The sequence below is a fragment of the Pseudomonas sp. LBUM1641 genome (genome assembly GCF_059716235.1).
This window is the reverse complement of record NZ_CP166815.1, coordinates 3,876,323-3,898,436: the sequence shown is the minus strand read 5'-3', so window position 1 is coordinate 3,898,436 and position 22,114 is coordinate 3,876,323. Positions and strand designations below refer to the sequence as shown.

Annotated in this window: 26 protein-coding genes; 21 read left to right on the top strand and 5 right to left on the bottom strand. The window is 58.2% G+C overall.

The features are described from left to right. Nucleotides 1-67: 67 nt before the first annotated feature. From ACA046_RS17790 to ACA046_RS17695, 20 genes are all read left to right on the top strand, one after another. Nucleotides 68-739 carry a phage tail protein gene (locus ACA046_RS17790; RefSeq protein ID WP_198864794.1) on the top strand — a complete coding sequence of 224 codons (672 nt, stop codon included), beginning with the start codon at nt 68-70 and terminating at the stop codon, nt 737-739. A gap of 2 nt (nt 740-741) precedes the next feature. Next, nucleotides 742-1,131 (top strand): phage tail assembly chaperone, encoded by a 390-nt coding sequence (locus tag ACA046_RS17785; RefSeq protein ID WP_497674535.1) that lies wholly within the window; start codon nt 742-744, stop codon nt 1,129-1,131. Nucleotides 1,132-1,148: 17 nt separating this feature from the next. Continuing rightward, nucleotides 1,149-1,442, top strand: coding sequence for a DUF1799 domain-containing protein (locus ACA046_RS17780; RefSeq protein ID WP_092236086.1), 294 nt, complete (start codon nt 1,149-1,151; stop codon nt 1,440-1,442). Nucleotides 1,443-1,452: 10 nt separating this feature from the next. Continuing rightward, nucleotides 1,453-4,902: a phage tail tape measure protein gene (locus tag ACA046_RS17775; protein ID WP_497674534.1), complete on the top strand. Its 3,450-nt coding sequence runs from the start codon at nt 1,453-1,455 to the stop codon at nt 4,900-4,902. 3 nt (nt 4,903-4,905) lie between these two features. Further along, nucleotides 4,906-5,244, top strand: coding sequence for a phage tail protein (locus ACA046_RS17770; protein WP_134326538.1), 339 nt, complete (start codon nt 4,906-4,908; stop codon nt 5,242-5,244). Between the two features lie 11 nt (nt 5,245-5,255). Beyond that, nucleotides 5,256-6,008, top strand: coding sequence for a phage minor tail protein L (locus ACA046_RS17765; RefSeq protein WP_497674533.1), 753 nt, complete (start codon nt 5,256-5,258; stop codon nt 6,006-6,008). Nucleotides 6,009-6,010: 2 nt separating this feature from the next. Further along, complete coding sequence (locus ACA046_RS17760) at nt 6,011-6,772, top strand: C40 family peptidase (RefSeq protein WP_497674532.1); 762 nt, start codon at nt 6,011-6,013, stop codon at nt 6,770-6,772. Between the two features lie 25 nt (nt 6,773-6,797). Further along, nucleotides 6,798-7,052 carry a hypothetical protein gene (locus ACA046_RS17755; protein WP_497674531.1) on the top strand — a complete coding sequence of 85 codons (255 nt, stop codon included), beginning with the start codon at nt 6,798-6,800 and terminating at the stop codon, nt 7,050-7,052. Nucleotides 7,053-7,401: 349 nt separating this feature from the next. Further along, nucleotides 7,402-7,779, top strand: coding sequence for a hypothetical protein (locus ACA046_RS17750; protein ID WP_497674530.1), 378 nt, complete (start codon nt 7,402-7,404; stop codon nt 7,777-7,779). Between the two features lie 66 nt (nt 7,780-7,845). Continuing rightward, the gene (locus ACA046_RS17745) at nt 7,846-8,181 is read left to right on the top strand and encodes a hypothetical protein (RefSeq protein WP_497674529.1); all 336 of its coding nucleotides are present in this window, start codon (nt 7,846-7,848) and stop codon (nt 8,179-8,181) included. Nucleotides 8,182-8,270: 89 nt separating this feature from the next. After that, entirely contained in the window at nt 8,271-8,621 is a 351-nt protein-coding gene (locus ACA046_RS17740) for a hypothetical protein (protein WP_497674528.1), read from the top strand. Between the two features lie 63 nt (nt 8,622-8,684). Next, entirely contained in the window at nt 8,685-9,296 is a 612-nt protein-coding gene (locus tag ACA046_RS17735) for a tail assembly protein (protein ID WP_497674527.1), read from the top strand. A 59-nt stretch (nt 9,297-9,355) separates the two neighbouring features. Continuing rightward, nucleotides 9,356-13,123, top strand: a complete 3,768-nt coding sequence (locus ACA046_RS17730; protein ID WP_497674526.1) for a TipJ family phage tail tip protein — start codon at nt 9,356-9,358, stop codon at nt 13,121-13,123. Nucleotides 13,124-13,459: 336 nt separating this feature from the next. Next, nucleotides 13,460-14,149 carry a hypothetical protein gene (locus tag ACA046_RS17725; RefSeq protein ID WP_497674525.1) on the top strand — a complete coding sequence of 230 codons (690 nt, stop codon included), beginning with the start codon at nt 13,460-13,462 and terminating at the stop codon, nt 14,147-14,149. A 63-nt stretch (nt 14,150-14,212) separates the two neighbouring features. Further along, nucleotides 14,213-14,986 carry a phage tail protein gene (locus ACA046_RS17720; RefSeq protein WP_497674524.1) on the top strand — a complete coding sequence of 258 codons (774 nt, stop codon included), beginning with the start codon at nt 14,213-14,215 and terminating at the stop codon, nt 14,984-14,986. Continuing rightward, nucleotides 14,986-15,276, top strand: coding sequence for a hypothetical protein (locus ACA046_RS17715; protein WP_497674523.1), 291 nt, complete (start codon nt 14,986-14,988; stop codon nt 15,274-15,276). Before ACA046_RS17720 ends, ACA046_RS17715 begins: the two co-directional genes overlap by 1 nt. Beyond that, the gene (locus ACA046_RS17710; RefSeq protein ID WP_497674522.1) at nt 15,273-15,515 is read left to right on the top strand and encodes a hypothetical protein; all 243 of its coding nucleotides are present in this window, start codon (nt 15,273-15,275) and stop codon (nt 15,513-15,515) included. The genes ACA046_RS17715 and ACA046_RS17710 overlap by 4 nt, the downstream gene beginning before the upstream one ends. A 58-nt stretch (nt 15,516-15,573) precedes the next feature. Next, the gene (locus ACA046_RS17705; RefSeq protein WP_497674521.1) at nt 15,574-16,107 is read left to right on the top strand and encodes a glycoside hydrolase family 19 protein; all 534 of its coding nucleotides are present in this window, start codon (nt 15,574-15,576) and stop codon (nt 16,105-16,107) included. Next, on the top strand, nt 16,104-16,610 hold the full coding sequence (locus ACA046_RS17700) for a lysis system spanin subunit (protein ID WP_497674520.1): 507 nt from the start codon (nt 16,104-16,106) through the stop codon (nt 16,608-16,610). The genes ACA046_RS17705 and ACA046_RS17700 overlap by 4 nt, the downstream gene beginning before the upstream one ends. Nucleotides 16,611-16,839: 229 nt before the next feature. Then, complete coding sequence (locus ACA046_RS17695; RefSeq protein WP_017479651.1) at nt 16,840-17,127, top strand: helix-turn-helix domain-containing protein; 288 nt, start codon at nt 16,840-16,842, stop codon at nt 17,125-17,127. Between the two features lie 118 nt (nt 17,128-17,245). On the opposite strand, the gene ACA046_RS17690 is transcribed toward ACA046_RS17695, so the two are convergent. Both ACA046_RS17690 and ACA046_RS17685 read right to left on the bottom strand, forming a co-directional pair. Next, a complete protein-coding gene (locus ACA046_RS17690) occupies nt 17,246-17,929 on the bottom strand; it encodes an SOS response-associated peptidase family protein (RefSeq protein WP_497674519.1) in 684 nt (227 codons plus the stop codon). Nucleotides 17,930-18,123: 194 nt separating this feature from the next. Beyond that, nucleotides 18,124-19,599, bottom strand: coding sequence for a sensor domain-containing diguanylate cyclase (locus ACA046_RS17685; RefSeq protein ID WP_497674518.1), 1,476 nt, complete (start codon nt 19,597-19,599; stop codon nt 18,124-18,126). 725 nt (nt 19,600-20,324) lie between these two features. Here ACA046_RS17685 and ACA046_RS17680 point away from each other — a divergent pair. Next, nucleotides 20,325-20,534: a hypothetical protein gene (locus ACA046_RS17680; protein ID WP_497674517.1), complete on the top strand. Its 210-nt coding sequence runs from the start codon at nt 20,325-20,327 to the stop codon at nt 20,532-20,534. Here ACA046_RS17680 and ACA046_RS17675 read toward each other — a convergent pair. The 3 genes from ACA046_RS17675 to ACA046_RS17665 form a co-directional block, all read right to left on the bottom strand. Continuing rightward, nucleotides 20,526-20,879, bottom strand: coding sequence for a hypothetical protein (locus ACA046_RS17675; RefSeq protein ID WP_497674516.1), 354 nt, complete (start codon nt 20,877-20,879; stop codon nt 20,526-20,528). The two genes, ACA046_RS17680 and ACA046_RS17675, sit on opposite strands and share 9 nt — an antisense overlap. A 93-nt stretch (nt 20,880-20,972) precedes the next feature. Continuing rightward, nucleotides 20,973-21,182: a hypothetical protein gene (locus tag ACA046_RS17670; RefSeq protein WP_046383000.1), complete on the bottom strand. Its 210-nt coding sequence runs from the start codon at nt 21,180-21,182 to the stop codon at nt 20,973-20,975. Nucleotides 21,183-21,324: 142 nt separating this feature from the next. Further along, a complete protein-coding gene (locus tag ACA046_RS17665) occupies nt 21,325-21,816 on the bottom strand; it encodes a GNAT family N-acetyltransferase (RefSeq protein ID WP_497674515.1) in 492 nt (163 codons plus the stop codon). Nucleotides 21,817-22,114: the final 298 nt, after the last annotated feature.

Sequence of the window (22,114 nt, the reverse complement as noted above, 5' to 3'; positions counted from 1 at the left end):
CCGCCCGTTGGGCAAATCCTGAACCCGCCATGTGCGGGTTTTGTCATTTCTGCAAAGAGGAAAACCCATGTCGATCTACTTCCCCAACGGGGCAACACTGGCGATCTCAACCGGCTTTGCTGCCGCTAAGTTGATCTCCGCCATCAGCAACGCTAATCCGGGTGTGGCCACGGCCCTGGCCAATGGGTTCGCCAACGGTGACATCCTGCTGGTTACTTCGGGCTGGGAGGACATCAATGAGCGAGCCGTGCGCGTGTCCAACGCCGCGGCCGGCGCCTTCACGCTGGAAGGCATCGATACCTCGAACGTTGCATTCTTTCCGGACGGCATCAGTGCGGGCACCGCCAAAAAGGTCACCGGCTGGGTTGCGGTGAACCAGGTGATCGGTAACTCGATGTCTGGCGGTGAGCAGCAATACTGGACGTATGCACCGCTGGAGGCTCGCCGAGACAAGCAGATTCCGACCACCAAGAATGCCCAGGCGTTTGCGTTCCAGCTGGCCGATGACGACAGCCTGGCTTGGTACGACGAACTGGACAAGGCTGATCGTGAGAAGGAAGTGCGGATTTTGCGGATGTCTCTGCCGAACGGTAAAACGATCTACTACGCCGGTTACCCGTCGTTCAACAAAACACCAACGCTGGTGCGCAACGAGGGTGCTGCTGTGACGTTCGGCTTCACCATCAACGCCGAGATTACGGCGTACCGCGCGCCAGTGGCTGCTGGCGGGGGTAGCTGATCATGGCGAAGTTCAAGATCGCGCAAGGCGCTACCTTCAAGGCTGATGTGGAGATTCCGCGCGTTGGCGGTGCATTCATCAAGGTGCCGTTTGAGTTCAAGTATCGGAACCGCAATGAGCTGGCGGCCTTGTTTGCGGGGTGGCAGCAGCGGGCGAAGGACGATCAGGAGGCTTTCAAGGCCAAAGCTGACGATCTGACCCTGGTGGATATCACTGATGCGGACATTGAACGCCAGGTCGACCAGGTCCAGGCATTGGTTGAAGGCTGGGGGTTTGACGACAAACTGAGCCCTGAGTCGATCCGTGCGCTGGTGGAAACATCTGCCGGCGCCGGTGAGGCCATTGTCGCGGCCTACCAGGCGGCTTACGCGCCGGCACGCACGGGAAACTGATCCGCGTCGCACGCGCCCTGTATGAGCCACCTCCGAGTGCCGAGCAGTTGGCGGCATTCGGTCTTGACGCCTCGGACATGGAAGAGGCGTTCGAGGTGTGGCCGTGTGTTTGGCCTTCATTCCGCCTATTCGACGGCCTCTCTACTCAGTGGCGCACCGGCGCGTGCGGCGCGACCGGCATTGATTACACCGCAATCACCAGCGTTGCCGAGCTCATCGGCATGAAGAAAAAACAACTCAGAGAGATCTTCCCCGACCTTCAAGTAATGGAGGCCGAGGCGTTGCTCGTTATGTCTGAGCAATCGAAATAATGGAGCACTCATGTCTACGATCGCTGAGCTTGGCATTGCGGTAAATTCAGGCGAAGCGGTCAAGGCCACCTCCGACCTGGAGAATCTCGCACAGGCCGGCGCCAAGGCTGAGAAAGCGGCCGATGGTGTATCGGCCGGCTTCGACAAGGCGGCGACTGCAACGGCGGATTTGTCGGCGTCTGAGCGCAAGCTTTCCGAGACGCTCGACGAAGCCAAGGCCCGGCTTCTGGCAACGGCGAAGGTCTCCCTGGAGTCGAGCGAGTATTACCAGCGCCTGACCACCAGCGTGAACACCAACGCATCCGCCATGGAGTCGTCGGGATCGTCGGTAAGCAGTCTGGCTTCGCTTCAGCGGCGCTTGCAGGCTGAATCGGATGCGCTTGTAGGCTCGACTGATCGTCAGGCCGAAGCAACCAAGAAGGCCGCCGCGGCTACCGGCGTTCAGGCCGAGGGTCTGCAAGAGCTGCTCGGCAAGCTCAACCCAACAATGGCCGCGCTCGACAAGCTCGATCAGCAGCAGGCGCAGTTGCAGAAGTACAAGGCCGCCGGCGTCATTGATGCCGACACCTTCCGCGAGTACTCGACACGCATCGACGCGTCCCGGCAGAAGCTGGGCGAATTCGATGAGGGGCTTCGGAAGACCGGTATCAGTTCGGGGCAGACGCAGGCGGCGCTTCGGCAATTGCCTGCGCAGTTCACGGACATCTTCACCAGCCTGGCGGGCGGGCAGAACCCGCTGATGGTACTGATTCAGCAGGGCGGCCAGATCAAGGACTCTTTCGGCGGCATTGGCCCGACGATGGACGCCCTGAAAGACAAGTTCCGGTCGTTGTTTTCTGGTGGCGCCGGCGCTGCTGTGCTGGGGGAATCCCTCGCAGGTATCGCCTCAGGGGCGAAGGACACCGCCGAGAACGCGGGCGAGGCAAGCGAGAGCCTGTCGGACCTGGCTGAAAGTTCGAACACTGCGGCAGAAGCTGCGGAAAACGCCAAGAAGGCATATGGCGCACTCCCACCAGCGGTAACCGGCGCATCCCTGAGCATCATGGGGATGGTTGCGGCAGTAGCCGCTGCGGCGGCAGTCGTAGGCGTTCTGATCTACGGCTACAACAAGGGCAGCCAGGAGGCTGACGAGTACAACAAGGCACTGATCCTCACCGGCAACTACGCCGGCACCTCTGCTGATCAGCTGGCAAACCTGGCTCGCCAAGTCAGTGCAACGAATGGCACTACGGGAGAGGCCGCTGCCTCACTCGCCAAGTTGGCGGGTAGCGGCGTGGTTGCGGGCGAAAGTTTCGGCATTATCGCCGAGGCTGCTGCGGCTATGGAGGATGCAACCGGGAAGTCCGTCGACGCAACCATTGCCGAGTTCGTCAAGATCGCCAAGGACCCGGTTGCGGCTGCAAAGGAACTGAACGACCAGTACAACTTCCTCACAGCCTCCGTCTACTCGCAGATTGTCGCGCTAAAGGAACAGGGCGATACGGTAGGCGCAGCCGACCTGCTGACAAAGACCTACGCAGAAACTATTCAAACCCGAAGTGGTGAAATTACCCAGAATCTCGGCCTGATAGAGCGAGCCTGGAAAGGCATCAAGGACGCCGCAGCCGGAGCGCTGGACGCGACATTGAATGTTGGTCGAGCACTCACCATGGAGGAGCAGGCCCAGGCGATCAGGGATCGTCTTGCAAATAATCGAGGAAAGGGCGGCCGGGCTGCTGCTCTTGGCCTGGAAACCAGAGATACCGCCAAGGACCAGGCTGCCCTGAATCTTCTTGAGCTTCAGATTGAAGCCGAGAAATCGAAAACGGGTTACCTGGGGGAGCAGGCGCGAATCCAGAAGGAGGGCATTGCTGCTGAGCAGCGCCTCAAACAAATCAGCGACTCAACGCTCAGCAATGCCGAGAAGCGAGACAAGCTGACCAAGGCGTATTTGCGCGACGTCGAGGTGCTGAAAAAGGCGAACCCTGATGATCCTAAGGTCCAGGCCGACTATGTCGCCAAGACCCTCCAGAACATCAAGGACAAGAACAAAGACCCCAAAACTGCGTCGGCCGGCGCTGTAGACCTCACGGCATACAACGATGCGCAGAACGCACTCAGGGGCATTCAGGACGAATACGCTAACACCCAGAAGCAGTTGGACGCCGCGCAGAAGGCCGGGCTGATCTCGCAAGCTGATTACGCGACACAGCGTGGAGTTTTGATCCGCGCCGAAAAGGATAAAGTTACCGCCGGCTACGAAGCCGAGATTGCGGCCCTTGAAGCTGCACAGGGCAAGAAAACCACTACAGCCGCGCAAAGCATCCAGCTGGACCAGAAGATCGCTGACGCGCGCGCAGGGATGGTCAAGACGCAGAAGGACGCTGACAGCCAGCTTGAAGTGTTGGCGACAAGCGAAACCGGGCGCCTGGCGAAGCAGGAGCGGGCGATCACCGCCTACGTGCAGGCTCTGGCTCAGCAGCAACGAGCCCTGGAACTTGCCGGCCAACGTGCAGTGCTCGGCGTGGGCCAGGGTGACCGCCAGAGCGCGCTCAACAGCGAACTGAACAGCCAGCAAGACCGGTTCGCTCAGCAGTCGCTGGAGTTGGCCAATCAGAAATCTGACCCGTCGCGCAACATGTCGGAGGAGGAGTTCAATCGTAAGTCGCAGGCGCTCGCAGACGCGAACAAAGCGGCGACCGACCAGATCCGGCAGAACTACGCAGATGTGGAGGCTGCCCAAGGCGACTGGACGAGGGGCGCGACGTCGGCCTGGGACAATTATCTGGATTCGGCGAAGAACATTGCCGGTCAGACTAAAAGCCTGTTCGGCAACGCCTTCAGCAGCATGGAGGACGCAGTCGTCAACTTCGCAATGACCGGTAAGGCATCGTTCTCGGACTTCGCCAAGTCGATCCTTGCGGACATGGCGCGCATTGCTACCCGCCAGGCGAGTTCGGCATTGCTGAGCAGCTTGGTGGGCGCAACGGCCAGCTACTTCGGTGGCGGCGGTGGTTCTGGCGGCGCAAGCCAGGCCGGGTACACCGGTACCGACCTTTCAAACTTCACCCCGGGCAGCATTCAGGCCAAGGGTGGCGCCTGGTCGGGCGGTGTGCAGATGTTCGCCGACGGCGGCGCCTTCACCAACTCAATCGTCAGCAAGCCCACGGCGTTCGGCATGGCCAACGGCAAAACCGGGGTCATGGGCGAGGCGGGCGACGAGGCAATCATGCCGCTCACCCGCACAGCCAACGGCAAGCTGGGTGTTTCTGCGGTCGGAGGCGGCGGTGGCGGGGTAAACCTTAGCCTCAGCATGCCGATCATCCTGACGGACCAGGAGGCCGGCCGCCCGGACGGCGCCGAGTTCGACGCCGAAATGTTCCAGCGCAACATGGAGTCGCGCACCCGGCAAATCGCAATAGAAGAGATCGCCAAGTCTTGGCGCCAAGGCGGCGTGAGCAGCCGAAACGTAAAAGGATGATTTATGGCAATCGAGCGATTCACCTGGGCCACTGAAAAGGGCGTCGAGGGTGATATCAAGCAGCGCGTACGCACCAAGCAGTTTGCCGACGGCTACGCGCAGTCGACCGAGGACGGGATCAACAACAAATCCCAGTCTTGGCCGGTAACCTTCACCGGCATGAAGAGCCGCATCAAGGACATCATGGACTTCATCGACCGGCACAAGGGCGCAAAGGGCTTCCTCTGGGAGCCGCCCCTGGGCGACCTTGGTCTCTACAAGTGCAACGGCTACAAGCCAGTGCACCGCGGCGGCCAGGTATACGCCATCACCGCGACCTTCGAACAAACCTTTCACCCCTGAGATAACCACCCATGGCACTGATCACGGACATCCAGAAACTGGAGCCCGGCGCCGAAATTCGCCTGTTCGAAATTGACGGTACCGAATACGGCGCGGGTTACTTGCGCTTTCACGGTCACGCCATCCCGCACACGCCCGAGGAGCTGCTGGCCTACGAGCATTCGGAGGAGGACCTGCCGGCCAAGTCGATTTGGTGGCAGGGCGCAGAGTACGCGGCCTGGCCGGTGCAGATTGAGGGTATCGGGTCCAATAGCGACGGCACGGCCACCAGGCCGACGTTCGCCGCCGGCAACATCAACGGGCGCGTCACTGCGTTGTGCCTGGCCTTCGAGGACATGCTGAAGTTCAAGCTGACTGTTCGCGAGACCCTGGCCCAGTACTTGGACGCGGCCAACTTTCCCGAAGGCAACCCAGCGGCCGATCCGACACAGGAAGGGCTGGAGATCTGGTACATCGACCAGAAAACCAGCGAGGACGGCGAGGCAGTGGTCTGGGAGCTGTCGTCCCCGGGCGAGATCGATAACCACGGTCTACCCGGGCGCCAGATGACGACCTTCTGCCACTGGGCCATGACCAATGGTTACCGGGGGCCGGACTGCGGCTATACCGGTGCGGCCATGTTCGACGACGAGGACAACCCCACGGACGACCCGGCCAAGGATCAGTGCAAGGGTTGCCTGTCGTCCTGCAAGTTGCGCTTCGGCGAGAACAACGAACTTTCCTTCGGCGGATTCCCTGCCGTGTCCTTGATAGCCAGGAGCTGACCATGCGCAAGCACATCATTGCGGCGATCCAGGCGCATGCGGCAGCGGAGTATCCGCGCGAGTGCTGTGGACTGCTGCTGGCCGTAGGGCGGGCGCAGAAGTACTTCCCGTGCCGGAACACCGCCACGGAGCCGAGCGAAGAGTTTCGGCTTGATCCTGAGGACTACGCTGCGGCGGAAGACCTGGGCGAGGTGATCGGCATTGTCCACTCGCACCCGGACGCAACCAGCCGGCCCTCACCTCATGACCTTGCCATGTGCGAAGCCACGGCTTTGCCCTGGCACATTCTCAGCTGGCCCGAGGGCGACCTGCGCACGATCACGCCAACGGGCAGCACGCCGCTGCTCAAGCGTCCGTTTGTCCACGGCGCATGGGACTGCTGGCAGGTCTGCGCTGACTGGTACCAGCGTGAATGGGGGATTGAATTTGAGGCCTTCCAGCGCACCGATGGCTGGTGGGAGAGTGCAGAGAACGCCAGCCTGTACGAGAAGCACTACGAGGCAGCGGGCTTTGTTCGCGTCGACCGGCCGCAGCGCGGTGATCTGATCGTCATCTACGTCGGACGGACGGTTCACCCGAACCATGCAGGAATCTACCTTGGCACCGATCCGGCGCTACCAGGTGAAGAGTCGGGCGTTTTTGGGCCTGGTCCGTTCCTGCTCCACCATTTGTACGGCAGACCGTCCGAGATCATCGTCTATGGCGGGCCTTGGCATGATAGAACGCGCCTGATCCTCAGGCACAAAGACGCAAAACAACCATGACGCGGCAGGGCCGCCGGAGCAGGGTATGCAAGCCACGCAACGCTACATACTGACCATTCACGACCTTTTCGCCATTACCGATGGCGGTATCTGTGGAGCAGATGCGGAAGTGGCCATTCTGGATGGCGGTGTTGAGATTGACCGCATGAAATTCTCCGGAAAGTGCCAGAGCAAAGGCGGCTACAGTCGCAGCTACCATGGCAAGTCAGGGCTTCAGGCGGCGCTTGTATTTGGTCCTGGCAGAATTGAGTTTGGTTTGGCGCAGGCGGTTGCTATCTAGGTTCCTCGCCACCGCCCATAAACTCATCGGTTCCTAGTCTGTGCGATCCATACTTCACAGTGTGACCATCACCTAGGCGATCAGCCTCAATCTCTGCGACCTTCTTGTCGGCGTAGATATCAACGAAGCTCCATGGATCATTGCGACCCACGGCCCATCCCAGTACCCATCCAGGCATATCCGGGTCTGCTGGAAGATTTTTCACGAGACTTCTGACTGACATGACCATTCCTTGGTAATTGAAAGCGCAACGCTACTACGGCTATCGTCAAGCGAGTTACTGGCATTCCATCCACGCTGGATGCCTGGACAGGATCAGGATAATCTCTGCCCATTTACATGAGGGATCATGATGAAGGGCAGGATCGCATCAATTGTTTTCGCGGGGGCTTGGCTAATCTCCAGTTCGAGCGCTTGGTCCTGGACGAGGGTCGGGGATAAAGTGAAGTTTTCTGAGGCAGAGTTGAGTATCTGCCGGTTGTTTGAGCATGACGCAGCTGTAGTTATTCTCAACCGGCAGGAGGGTTACGCGCTTGATTTCGAAGATCGTTTTCCTCCCTCTGTGATACAAATGCGTATGCGTCATGACATGATTTTTGAGGCGAACGCCATTCCCGTTGAGAGCAGCCCTGAGAAGAGAATGGCGGTCGGCGAAAAGTTCACCAAACGTTTCCTTGGCAAGTGCTTTCGTTTTTTCTACGAAACCGACCCGCCTGGGAAGTATTAGGTTTGTGCTGCCTTTTTGCATCAATCCCCTAGTGCTACAGTCCCGCCAAACCAAAGAGGGAACGACATGCGAATTTTGATAGCGGCGGTAGCGGTGGCGATGCTTGCGGGGTGTGCAACGCTGGAAGAACGTCGGGCGAAGGGGCCCCAGGAAACGTACACGACCACCAAGGATGTTGATACTGTATCGCGATGCGTTTTCTTTGGTCGGCAGAACTACACTTGGTATGGTCAGCCAATGAGCGTACTGATACAGCCAAATCAATACGGCGGAAGTACCATTTCCAGCGGGGATTTCTTCACTGGTGTAGTTCAGAAAGCTGGCAAGACCCAGATCAAATACTTCGGGATGAGAGGGACCATGAATACCGACCTGAAAGCCCTTTCTAAAGCTTGCATCTGATTGGTATCGAATTCATCTAAACCCGCTCCGGCGGGTTTTTTGCATCTTCTCTCAGTGCTACAGTCCCGCCAAACCAAAGAGGGAACGACATGCGGATTTTGATAGCGGCAGTAGCGGTGGCGATGCTGGCGGGGTGCATGGCTCCGACGATGAACGAGGCTCGCCAGGAAGGTCCTTACAAGGTGCTGACCTCGCAGAAGTCCGACGCCGCGCTGGCCAAATGCGTTCAGTACGAATGGCAGAACCAGCCAATCTTCGGCGGCGCGCCGGGGGCCACACTTCAGCCAGGGCGCGACACCGGATATACGGTATTCACTGAGGGCTCCCAGTACTTCGTTGATATTCAGCCCAAGGGGTCGGGTTCCGAGGCGAAATACTATGTGGTGGTCGGTAACTGGATCGCCAATAAAAGGCTTACCGCGCTGCAAGGCTGTCTGTAGCGGCGCATCAAATTGTTCAAGGCTCGCTTCGGCGGGCTTTTTTATTGCCTGGAGAAAAAGCACATGGCGGCACTTGCCATCAATTATCAGCCTATGACCACGATCCTGCTCTATGGCCAGCTCCGGCAGTTTGGTCGGTCCTTCCGGATGGCAGTGAGGACACCGGCCGAGGCCGTCAAGGCCTTGTGTGTGCAAATACCGGGTTTCGAGCGCTTCCTGTCCAATGCCAAATCCCGGGGTATCGAGTTCGCCGTATTTCGCGGGGCTACGAACCTGGCAGAAAAGGAACTGGGGTTTGTCGGCGAAGGGGATATCCGAATTGCACCTGTCATCACTGGCAGCAAACGCGCAGGGGCACTCCAAACCATCATCGGGGCTGTGCTGATCGTTGTCGGCGCGGTGATTACCGGTGGCACCTTCGGCGCAGGCGCTCCGTTTGGTTCGGCCTTGATCATGATGGGGGGATCAATGGTGTTGGGTGGCGTAATTCAAATGCTCAGCCCCCAGGCCGGCGGACTTAAGACCAGCGCTTCGCCAGAGAACACCCCGGGCTATGCCTTCGGTAGCGCCAAGAACACCACGGCATCCGGTAACCCGGTACCGCTCTGCATTGGCGAGCGCCGCTGGGGTGGAGCAATCATCAGTGCCGCCATCTACGCAGAAGACCAGATGTAGCCAATACCTGAAACACAGCAGCCGCCCATGAGGCGGTTTTTTATTGCCTGGAGAAAAGCATGGGCGCAGCACGCAAGATTGATATCCACGGCGCCAAGGGCGGCGAAGAGAAACCAAAAACGCCAACTGAGGCCCCGGACAGCCTGCGCTCCGTTGCCATCGCCAAAATGTTGATCGCCATAGGGGAGGGCGAGTTCGAGGGTACGCCAACTGCCCAGGACATTTATCTCGACAACACCCCGCTGCAAGATCCTCAGGGCAATATGAACTTCCCGAACGTGAAGTGGGAGTGGCGCACCGGTGCGGTGGACCAGACCTATATCCAGGGTATCCCTTCGGTAGGGAACGAAACCACGATTGGCACCGAGCTGCGTAGCGGCACGCCATGGGTTAAGTCCATCAGCAACACCCAGCTTTCCGCCGTGCGCGTGCGCTTCGCCTGGCCAGCGCTTCAGTCCGTAGACGCTGGCGGCAACATCAACGGGTACCGGATCGAGTACAAGGTTGAACTGGCAACCGACGGCGGCGCTTACCAGCAGGTGCTGAGCGAAGCTGTCGACGGCAAGACCACCAGCGTGTACGAGCGCACTCGCCGCATCGATTTGCCGAAGGCTACTTCTGGCTGGCTGATGCGCATCACGCGCCTGACGATCAACCAGAACAACAACAAAATCTCCGACACGATGCAAATCGCCGGCTTCACTGAGGTGATTGACGCGAAGATCCGCTACCCGAACACCGCGCTGCTCTATATCGAGTTCTCTGCTGAGCAATTTCGCAGCATCCCGGCTGTGACGGTGGGCTGCAAGGCTCGAAAATGGTCGGTACCGAGCAACTATGATCCGGCATCTCGGACATACAGCGGCGTGTGGGACGGTACCTTCAAGGAGTCCTACACCAACAATCCGACCTGGGCGACGCTCGGCATCACCACGAACGACCGCTTCGGTCTCGGCCGCCGCATCAAGCCGTGGATGGTCGACAAGTGGGAGCTGTACCGCATCTCGCAGTATTGCGACCAACTGGTGCCGGATGGGAAGGGCGGCATGGAGCCGCGCTTCATCTGCAACCTGAACCTGCAGAGCAAGGCTGATGCCTGGTCCTTGCTGCGTGACATCTCGGCGATCTACCGGGGGATGACCTACTGGGCCCAGGGACAGGTCTTCACGCTGTCGGATATGCCGCGCGCTACAGACTTCGACTTTGCTTACACCCGGGCGAACGTCATTGATGGCAAGTTCACCTACTCGAGCGCATCGGAGCGCACCCGCTACAGCCGGGCGCTGGTCAGTTACGACAACCCGCTGAACAACTACGACACTGACGTCACGGCCGTGACCGACCAGAAGCTGCAGCGGCGCTACGGCGATAACCCGCTGGAGATCAGCGCCATCGGCTGCACGCGTGAGTCGGAGGCACAGCGCCGCGGAAAGTGGGCGCTGCTTACCAACTCCAAGGACCGGGCTGTTACCTTCAAGGTGGGCCTCGACGGGCGTATCCCGCAGCCTGGCTATGTAATTCCGATCGCTGACGAACTGCTGGCGGGCCGGCCCGTGGGCGGACGTATCTCGTCGGTTAATGGCAAGGTCATCACCCTCGATCGCGACACTCAGGCCAAGCCAGGTGACCGGCTGATCCTCAACCTGCCCGACGGCAAGTGCGAGGGGCGCACCGTGCAATTGGTCAGCGGCCGGCAGGTCACTGTTACCACGGCGTATTCCGTGGCGCCTGAGCGGGAGCTGGTGTGGGCGCTCGACGCCGACGACCTGGCCATCCCGCTGTACCGGGTGACCAGCGTTTCCCGGCCAGAGCCTGGCGTGTTCGAAATCTCGGCCGTGCAGTACGACCCGAGCAAGTTCGCGCACATCGACACCGGCGCTCGGCTGGAAGAGCGGCCGATCAGCGTTATTCCGATCACCGTGGTTCCGGCGCCGGCGAGCGTCACGCTGACATCCAGCTACGCCGTGAACCAGGGCATCGCCATCAGCACCATGAACATCTCGTGGCCCGCTGTGAGCGGTGCGATCGCCTATGACGTGGAGTGGCGCAAGGACAGCGGCAACTGGATCAAGGTGCAGCGCACCGGCTCGACCAGCGTCGACGTCACCGGCATCTACTCGGGCGCCTACGTGGCCCGGGTACGCTCGGTGAGTGCGTTCGAAATCTCGTCGATCTGGAAAAGCTCAAACCTGACCAACCTGGAAGGGAAGGTCGGCCTGCCGCCGGCGGTGTCGTCCCTGACCACCACCAGCGAGCTGTTCGGCATCGGCATCAAGTGGGCTTTCCCACCTGGCGCTGAGGACACCCAGCGGACCGAACTGTGGTATGGCCCTGCAAACGATCTGGGAGCTTCTACCAAGTTGGCCGACCTGGCGTATCCGCAGGCTGACTACCGCATGCAGTCGCTGTTGGGCGGCGCGCAGTTCTTCTTCTGGGCACGCCTGGTGGACCGCACCGGCAATATCGGCCCGTTCTACCCGTTGGTGAATGGAGTCATGGGGCGGGCAAGCTCGAACGCCAGTCCGATCTTGGAGCTGATCGCCGGTCAGGTTGGCGAAACGGAGTTGGCCAAGGAGATTCTGGATGAGATTGAGCTGATTTCGGGTTCTGGCCCCGGATCGGTAAATGACCGCCTGGAGAAAGCTAAGCAGGAACTGGAAGACCTGATCGACCAGGTCACGGACGCCCTGGTGTACGTTCCGGAAAATACCTACACCGCCAGCCAAATCGTTCGCCAGGGCCAGTACCTGTACCAGGCAGTCAAGGACGTGCCGGTGGATACGCCGCCGCCCAATGCCGAGTTTTGGTTCAACATGGGCACCATCGCCGAAACAACTCAGGCCATGGCGCTCCAGATCCAGCAGAACAAGGCCTCAATCGACACCGTGGACGGCAAGGTAACGGCTCAGGCATCGGCACTGCAATCGCTTCAGGCAAGTTGGCGCGAGGATGACGGGGAGGGCTCACTTTCCGATGCGCTTCAAAACTGGGATGCAGCGGCGAAGTTCGCGCAGCAGGTGAAAGTGCAGGCCTCCGACAACTTGGCCATGGTGGAACGCACCACGCTGCTGGACGCAGCGGTCGGGGAAAACAAGGCCGGTTTGTCCACGCTGGAAAAGGTGATGGCCACCGACAAACTGGCAACCGCGGAGCGTATTGATCAGCTTAAAAGCAACGTTGACGACAACTCGTCGGCGGTCCAAACCGTCACCCAGTCTTTGGCTGATACCAACAAGGCGATCGCTTCGCAGTCCACCACACTGGAAGCTATTGCTGGTGGCGGGCGGGACGGTACGGATGAGGGTGATCTTGCCAGTGCGCTCAGTGAGTGGAAGAACACGGCATCCGTCCAGATAACGGCTAAGGCCCAGGCTGACACCAACGGCAAACTGTCCACGATGTGGGCGGTGAAGATGCAGGTAAATCAAAACGGGCAGTACGTGGCTGCCGGCATCGGCTTGGGCATTGAGCAGAACGCCGACGGCCTTCTGCAAAGCCAGTTCCTAGTGAGCGCTGACAGGTTCGCAGTGGTTAACACTCTGGCGGGCGGAGGATTCGTCACCCCGTTTGTAGTTCAAAATGGACAAGTTGTTATCGATACCGCGCTGATTAGCCGGGCGTTCATTCAGGAGATCGTGCTGGGAATGACTCTGCGCTCTGAGGCGGTTGACGCGAAAGGTCGGCCGCTTCTGGAAATCAACGTAAAGGCCGGAACGCTCACGCTGCGCAGTGCAGGGACTGGTGGGTCTTCGATGCTTAACAACGACGGCCTGACAGTACTTGATGCAAACGATGATCGCAGGGTCTTGGTGGGGAGGCTTGCCTAATGCCTGATTTTGGTCTTTGGACGTGGGCGCCTAGCAACGTTTCCCAGATCACACCGGCGTCTTTCACGATGCGAGTTGTGTATACCGGGATTGCGAATCCATTGGCTTCGGCTCCAGCTGAAAAATACTGGGACATACCTATTGTCGGTATAACTCCGGACAACTCTGCCGCGTTCTGCATACCAATTGGGGCGGTGGTCTCAGGTGATAGACAACTTGAGCCTGAAATTATTGTCGGCGCGGTGCGTGTATGGAGGACTATTCGAGGAGATCCCTATGGAACGTCATCGTCTACAAATACAAATATGCGCTTAGTTGTCGTGAGGTTTAAGTGATATGCCAGAGTCTTTCGGATTGCTTTACCAAAATGCCGGGGCAGATAGCCGGGTGATCTTAGATTCGGAGTTTTCACGGCTGAATACTATTTATTCCGGCACCTACGCGCCAAATGGGCCGAATAACATTGCTCAGGTGAATTTTCCTGCGCCGATCACGACTCAGGAACAACCCTTCGTGTTCATCCGCCCGGATGCGGCCGCCGGTATTATCGGGATGATGCCGGCCATCTATGGCAGCCCAGGTAATTGGACGGGTTTCGGGATCGGCCGGTACAACCGATACAGCATCTTGCCGGCCGGGAGTTGGTTTGTTGCTGGGTTTGGGGCGAAGCCAATCAGCGAGTATGGGCTCAGGCTGTTGGTGCCAGTTGAAAGCACCATATTCGACTCCGGTATGCCAAGCGCCCAATTTGTCCGGTCTACCAACACATGGGCCTATGCAGGGTTCGACTACGATTCACAAGGACTTACAAGATGTTACTTTGTTGCGCCGTTTTATTTGGGTGAGGGGGAGTATGTTCTGGTAAATAATATGTATATGCCGCTCATTCAATCCACGGTTATTTCGCCAAGGTCTCTATATCTGACTTGGGACTACCCAAACAGGCAATTGATTGCCATTACTGTTGGAAACACCGGCCCCACCTACTTAGGTATACCGGTGCTGATAGGGAAGAGTTCGGCATAGAGCCCTACGGCGTCGATATATATACCCGCTATGTGCGGGCTTTTTTTTGCCTGGAGATTAAATATGCCTTGGTATAAAACCGGCACTGTGTCTGTAACATCGAACTCAAACGCGGTTATTGGGTCGGGAACAGCCTTCCTCGCGAACAGCCGCGTAGGGGATGCATTTCTTGGTCCCGATGGTGGGTGGTACGAGATCACCAACATCGCCAGCAATACTGCGCTTTCCATCACGCCAAACTATCGAGGCGCCACCAATGCCACCGGCGTATACGCGCTGACGCCAGTGCAGGGCTACACGAAGGATCTGGCGGACCAGGCCAGAACCATGATCCAGCAGTGGGGTTCAACACTTGCTGGTCTCGGTTCGGTATCCACGGAAAACATTGTGCCTGTGGCTAAGGGCGGCACAGGCGGCTCGACTCAGGCCGCTGCGCGCACAGGTCTTGGCCTTGGCAGCGCTGCTGTAGCTGCGCTGGTCGGTACCGTTTCACAGTCTGGCGGCGTTCCGACAGGCGCAGTGGTCGAGCGAGGATCTAACGCCTCTGGCAGCTACACGAAGTTTGCCGACGGCACGATGATTTGTCGGGCAACGCTCACATTCACGCAACCGATGACCTTCGCCCAGGATGGTTTTTTCATCGGCGCGACTCCCGTATTCGGGTTCCCCGTGGCCTTCATCTCTCCGCCTGAGTTCACGCTCAATGCCCGGGCTATGACTGTCGTATCCCAGCCTAACGCAGTTACCGCAACCACATATCAAGGTCTGATTATGTCGATGACCTCCCGATCCATAACAGCGGAGTTCGTCATGATGGCGCAAGGAAGGTGGTTCTGATGATTATCAAGCTGATCCCGATTCGATCGGACGATGTGCTCACCGTCGCCAAGAAAGGCGACGTACTCACGATCAACGGCCAGGTTTTCGACTTCGGCCCGCTGCCAGAAGGCGCCAGGCTGCCGCCCGAGGCGATCGATTGCCCGCTGATCTTCCGCCCAGTCGAGCGCGTCAACGGTGACCTGATTGTCACGCTACAAATGGCCTATGCAGAGGATGCAAGTACGGCGGCTCTCTACCCGGCCGACATCATCAATCCCCCTGACGGCCATGTGAGGCTTCCAGTATGAATATCGACTACAGCATGGCGATCACCGCCGAGCAGCTCCAGGCCGATGACAGGAAAGCCGCTCTTGATTCAGCTGTGGCCGCCCGCCGTGCGGCCTACCTGTCTCAGTCAGATCCGTTGCGCTTGGAGGCTGACTACGACGCGCTTAGCAAAGGCACGGACCCTGATTACACCGCCTGGCTGGCGTCCGTAGCTGCAATTAAGGCGCGCTACCCGTTGCCGGATGTGACTGCCGCCTGACTGGTAGCCGAACACCTCTACCCGCCCCGAGCGGGTTTTTTATTGTCTGGAGAAAAGCATGCCGATCACCGAGCAGCAGCTGCTGCAAATACTCCCGAACGCCGGCCGCAATGCCGGCGTTTTTGTTCCTGTACTGAATGTGGCCATGTCCAAGTACGGAATCGTTACTCGGCTGCGCATGGCCGCCTTCATCGCCCAGATCGGGCATGAGTCTGGGCAGTTCCGCTGGTTAAAAGAGTTGTGGGGGCCCACGGCGCAGCAAGCTGGGTACGAAGGGCGCGCCGATCTGGGCAACAAGTTGAATGGCGATGGCTTCAAATACCGTGGCCGTGGCCTGATCCAGGTCACCGGCCGCGCCAACTATGTGGCGTGCGGGGAAGCGCTGGGCCTGGACCTGGTCAATAAGCCTGAACTGCTCGAGCAGCCGCAGTACGCCGCAATGTCGGCGGCCTGGTTCTGGTCCTCCCGCGGGCTGAACACGCTGGCGGACCAGAGCGATTTCCTGAAGATCACCAAGCGCATCAACGGTGGCACCAACGGGCTGGCCGAACGCCAGGCTCTGTACGACAAGGCGCTGAAGGTGCTGGCGTGACGCCGGTGCAGAAGCTGGCGCTGATCCTGCTGGCCATGACCGTGAGCTTCGGCGCTGCCTGGCAGGTGCAGGACTGGCGGTATGACGGGAAGCTGGCAAAGCAGGCTGGGCAGTTCCAGACAGACCTCGACGCGATCGGCAATGCCGCTACCGCCCAGGCGCGCGCCGAGCAAGACAAGCGCCTGGCCACCGAGCAGCAACTGGCCGCCTCCGACCAACAACACATCAAGGAATTATCCGATGCCCAGCGCAACCAGGCTCTGCTGCGTGACCGCCTTACTACTGCTGATGTGCGGCTGTCAGTCCTTCTCGACGCCACGGATTCAGCCAGTGGCTGCGACGTGCCTACCGCCGCCGGCGCCGTCGGCGTGGTTCATGCAGCCCATCGAGCCCAACTTGACCAAGCGCATGCTCAACGAATTATCGCCATCACCGACGATGGGGATAACGCCGTGATCGCGCTGCGGGCGTGCCAGGCGTATGTCAGAGCTATTGCGCGCTGAGGGTGATGAGCTACGCTTTCCGCTTGAATGCTAAGGACGGCAATTTTCTATCAAAACTGACAGGCTATTATGGACAAGCAGCTGGCAGGTCTTTCATTTCTTTTGACGCTTGGATGGGTAATTGCTGTAGTGGGCGTCATGTGGTTTTTCGGTAGATGAAAAAACTGTAGGAGGGAACTTGCTCCGCATTCAATGGCTCCCATGAGTACACCCATTTGGATATGCAGTCATGAGCATCGGTGCAAGATTGAAATCTGAACGTCTGAGACTTGGATTGTCCCAATCTGCGATTGGTACGATTGGTGGAGTGGAAGTGAATGCTCAGGGACGGTATGAGAGCGGGATTCGGCTTCCGCGGGCGGATTACCTCGCATCGGTCGCGAAATCCGGCGTCGATATCCTGTTCGTGATCACTGGCAAACGCACCGAAAACGGTAACGCGGATTCGGTTAAAGCTGCTGAGGCATTGGACAGTGCGACAGAGTGCCTCGAAAAGGCAAAACAGCTGATGCACTGATTTATTTCTAATCTTTGAAGAGTGGCACGGTGATCAAGTACACAACTGCGCTGCCGCTCCTGATGACTCTCACGTGGGTCGTAGCAGCCGGATCGTGCATCTACGCGTTTTCGTAAATTCAGTCGCCCATGGGCTGTATTAAAGCAGGCCCTTTGTTCCGCACATTGCCCAAGGCCGTGTCGACCTTGAACCATTCGAAGGCCTCGGCCGGCTCGCCTTGGTGCAGCACCATCTGCTCGGCGCGCTCCTTGGGCGTGGCTGGGTCCAACCATTCCCGGGCCAGGTCCGGCGTCAGCACCACAGGGCGCCGGTCGTGGATGTCCACCATGCCGCCGGCGCTGTCGGCGGTGATGATCACGAAGCCGTCATGCTCGCCCGGGCCTTCGTCGGCATCGGGCAGGTGGCCTATGGCGGCGCACAGTACCGGCGCGCCATCCCGCCGGCGGATCAGGTACGGCTGCTTCTTCGGTCCGCCTTCGTCTACCCACTCAAACCAGTTGTCGATGGGCGTGATTGCCCGGTGCGGCCAGATCGCCCGGAAGAACGGGCCGTGGGCCACCTTCTCGACGCGGGCATTGATCGGCGCGGCGCGATCCTTGGCCCAGTGCGGTCGCCATCCCCAGCGCACCAGATCGGCGTGCAGCAGGTCGCCCTGCAGGTGGAGCAGGGCGACTTGGGTTGTCGGGGCGACGTTGTAACGCTCGAGCGGCAATTCACCGACGGAGTTCGCCAGTGCATTGGGCATGCTCAGCGCCGCAACGAAGTCATGAATGCCGCTGTACTGTGAAACTCTTCCGCACATAATCCTCTCCGCTCGTCGGAACCGGTGAACAGCCGCGCCCGGGCTATTCTCTGATTGTATGTAGCAACGCGGACTTCAAAATGGTGCATGTGTTTCACACAGCCTGGACAAAAAGGGACAGTCGGTATATGAGTTTTGTAAATGGGCGAAGCTCGCTCAACGATTTTGAAGTCGATTGCTGAGCATGGTCGGATTTAGCTAGTTAGCAATGAGGACTCTTCCGTCATGACACGATTACGTCCGCTCTGCTTGGCCTGATACATCAGCTGGTCAGCCTTCTCGAGCACAGCTGATACCGAATCGCCACCCGGACTCCATAGGGCTACTCCAAGCGAAACGGTGATGTGTCCGACGGTATCGATGTTCGCAGCCTCGATCGAAGCCCGCAGTCGTTCGGCGACATCAGTTGCAGTCCGAAGCGAACTATCCGGCAATAGTAATACGAACTCCTCTCCACCGACCCTGCATGGCAGGTCGTTGGACCGCGAGTTCTGCTTCATCAGGTTCGCGATGGCCCTCAGCGTTTCATCACCCACGCCATGGCCGAAGGTATCGTTCACTCGTTTGAAGTGGTCAATGTCCATGGAAATGACGGCGAATGTCTTGTCAGCATCCTGCCAGAGCGACAGGGTGTCCTGCATTGCTCGACGGTTGGCCAGTCCTGTCAGCGCATCACTTTGCGCTTGCTGGTTTAGCCTGCCGATCTTTTCCTCTAGCAGGGTGGTACCTTGCAACAGTGCTCTGCGAATCTGCCAGCTTTCGAAATATTGCGCCGGGATCGCGCTAATGCGCTCGTAGCTTTCAGGGGTGTCCAGTCGTTTGGCGCTATCTGCGAGCCTGGACAGCGGAGTGGAGATCTTCGCTCCCAACCACCAAATCAAAACGAGTCCGAACAGCGCAAGTGGGATTATGCCCTTAGCAACTTTGGACATCGTCTCTTGCAACATGGCTTTTATGTTTACGAGCGGCTGCTGCGAGATGACTCCCCACCGGCTGCTGGGAACTTTGGCGAAGCCCGCGAGCATTTCCACGCCATTGGCATCCATCGCCTGCAAGGTGCCGGCGTCTTTGCTCAAAGCTGCATCGGCGATCAGATCCTGTCCTGCGATGTTCCCAATTCGCTCGAGATCGGGGTGATAGAGTACCCGGCGGGTGCTGTCGATGAGATAGACGTGAGCCCCATCATGGCGGATATTTATGTCCATTAGCGCTTGAAGTGTATTCCTTTGTTCAAGTTGAATACTGCCCCCTACAAGGCCCAGGTACTCTCCTTTCGCGTTGAACACGGGCTGGGATATGAAGATCACCAGATTGCCGGCGATGGACTTGAAAGCGTTGCTGATTACCGGCGTGCGGAGCTTGAGTGGTTCCTTGTCTTGTAGAGTCTGGCCATTGAGGTAGAGGCTTTCGGGGGCTGACGCAATGATGGTTCCGGCAGAGTTGGTGATAAGCACGGAGTTGAAACTAGTGTCCTGCCCAAGCAATCGCTGGGCTTCTTCTGCCAGATTTTGCTGGTCGTTAAAGGCCTTACCAATCATGGCTGAACCATACTTCAATTTGTCGAGGTCGGAGTTCAGTACCTGCTCTACACTCGTCGCGATCCGGGAGGCATAGGCTTTGTTGACTTCTAGTGCGTTCTCAATCAATTCCTGCTTCTGAATCTTGAACATGACCCAGAAACTATTGGCTAGGGCTGCGATTGCAGAGAGCAGTACAAAGATTAGAATCAGGATGCGAAGGTTGAGTTTAGGCTTCGACCGAGTAGGCATTTTACGGAGTCCGGATGGGCAAGGGGATTGCAAACGATTTCGATAGAGCACCCGCCAGTTGGCTAATGCTCATTCGCTTCCATGCATCCTCAAGAAGTCTCCAGTTATGCCTCGAACATCGTCGAATGGGAGCAAGCGCATTAGGCGTTTATTCAGCCAGCCTACCGAGCTTGATCTCAATAGGCCGGCATGCGTGCTGGCTCACGTTATGGTGGTCAAATGACGGAATGCGAAATGTCTGGAGCAGTCGCAGGTGGCGTTTGGAGTATCGCAGGTGAGGGCAGAATAACTGGTGAATTCCAGATGTTGTTTGCACAACTAGGACGGCGCCAGACCTGACATGCGTTTCAGACGCACGATAAAAGACGCTTCTTCCCTGTGAAGCATGTCCGCCGCCAGACGCATCACTTATCAAAGCCCCTTAAAAAATATTCACATATGGTTCTTAGGTATTTTACCTATCCATGATGTTTACTTTTTTGATCCAGATCAATGAATGAGCGGTTACCCTATCACGCCAATTCAACAGTAGCTGTCGGTTAGCATTTGGGGAGCAGGCTCAGCTATTGTATTCGCCGGTCGCTTACCACTCTCTACACTGTAGACGCTGGCCCCGGGTATTCGTCATGGCAATCAATATCGAACAGATCAACGCAATGGAGGCGTGGTTTTCCCTCGGCAACGATCCGGACTTCATTTCAGCCACACCGGAGGAACGTTACGAGAGGCGACCGGCGCTGGCTGACGACATGAAAGAGCGTGACGTAATCGACAGCGGTGAGTGGCGGGAACTGACAGAAGAGGCAGTCGCAGCTTATGCCGACGAGTTAGTCTGAGGGTTCTTTCAGGCTCTTGAGCTCGGCCAGCAGCCGTTGATTTTCCCTGAGCAGGTAGTCGCGCTGCTCGGCAACAAGCTTAATGCTGAGAATGCCAGGCTCTGTGGACGCTCGCCTCACCTCGTCGAGTTCGACCAGTGCTGCGTTCAGTTCGCTCTCTGCCTTGGCCTTGCTTACGGCCAGCACATCATTCATCTGCACCAGGCCGGATATGTTTGCACGCGCCTTTCGTAGTTGCACCTGCAGGTCTGCGATCTCGTCCTCGATCATCGAGCAGTGGTGTTTGTACATTTCCAGGGGCGTAGGGCATCCAAGCCACCCGCAGGTGTCTTCGTCGATGTTCATGGAGTGTGGTTTCGAAAACTGTATGTGCATACAGTAATCGAGGTACGGTAATGCGCTAGTCGTCCGCCGACGAACTGCACGTTTACCCGACGATCAGTCAGGCGCCATGAGGACGGCCAGGGTCAGCTTGATGAACTCTTCGTTCTCGTCGATGGTGTGCAGGGCGCCGCGCACGTTTTCTGCCACATCAGCGGAGCCACGCTGCTCGACCCAGTTCGAGATCTCCATGATGGACGCCTCAAGGGCCAGCTGGTTTTCGTAGAGCTTGGAGAGTAGGGAAGGGAGCAGGTCTGAGTTTGGCATCGGTGTTCCTCTGGAGGAGTGAACAGCTTAGCATTTGGCGCTTGGGAGCCCGCTCAAGGTTATTAGTGTCCGCTCTCGACCCGAAGCAGCCTTTCATCAACGGCTGAAAGCGTCGACCAAGCTCCTGAAATAGGCAGTCAAATCACGAAATAGTTTTCGCCATCTCAGAGGTAGCCGCCCAGCCCAGTCCTTCATATACCGGTTTGCCGGCCTTGGTCGCGTGTAATACGGCAAAACTCATTCCGCGCTCGGCAAACTCGGCTTCAGCCAACTTCATCAGGGTTGAAGCCAAGCCCCGGCGCCGGTATGCGGGTTCGACGAATACGTTTAGCACATAGCCGCGCTGGTCTAAGGTCGGATGGGACGGATGAGGTGGCCAGTCGATATTCATCATACCTATCGCCGCCACAGGCTGACCTGTGTCCATCAGCGCAAAACCGTAGTAGCGGCCATCGAATAGACGCTGGTGCAACCAGGGCCGGAAGTGCTCAGTCATCACCCGCAACTTAGATGGGGCTCCTCCTGCCTCAAGGAACATCGTTTCACGGTGCACACAAATGATCTCACGGTCATCTGGCCCTAGCCGACGGACCGTCAAGCCTGAAAAATCGAAATTGCCGGGGATCTCTTTCATCGTATGCACCTGGGCGGAGCGGCCAATGCTAGGGTGATCAAGGGCAGAAGGTTAGACACAGATTGAAAAAAAACGCGCCATACAGCGACCGCCGCGCACGCGGTCGCTTTTTAACGAATACGCTACGACTTCAACGCGGGTCATGGCATATACGCCCTAGAGTGCAGCTAAGCACTCCGAAGCTGATGACAGGGATGCCATTGTTGGATGATTGTTTTTTACCGCTTCTGGCCGATTGCTGTCCGCTACGACAGGCAGAAATCGGCCAAAAACGGACACCAAGGGAGTCTACGAAACC